This window comes from Mesorhizobium sp. 128a (genome assembly GCF_053848025.1).
The window spans coordinates 1-294 of sequence record NZ_JBSPKY010000123.1 but is presented as its reverse complement, the minus strand read 5'-3'; the positions used below and the strand labels follow the sequence as shown (position 1 = coordinate 294).

General features: G+C 61.6%; 1 pseudogene. It reads left to right on the top strand.

What is annotated here, in order from left to right:
- Positions 1 to 294: pseudogene (tuf, locus tag ACWTU9_RS33355) on the top strand (elongation factor Tu); the annotation flags it as partial.

Below are 294 nucleotides of genomic sequence, written 5' to 3'. Positions count from 1 at the left end.
AGCTCGAGGTTCGTGAGCTTCTGTCGAAGAACGAGTTCCCCGGCGACGACATTCCGATCGTCAAGGGCTCGGCGCTGGCTGCTCTTGAAGATTCGAACAAGACCATCGGTGAAGACGCGATCCGCGAGCTGATGGCTCAGGTCGACGCCTACATCCCGACGCCTGTTCGTCCGCTGGACAAGCCGTTCCTGATGCCGATCGAAGACGTGTTCTCGATCTCGGGTCGCGGCACGGTCGTGACCGGCCGCGTCGAGCGTGGCGTGGTCAAGGTCGGCGAGGAACTGGAAATCATCG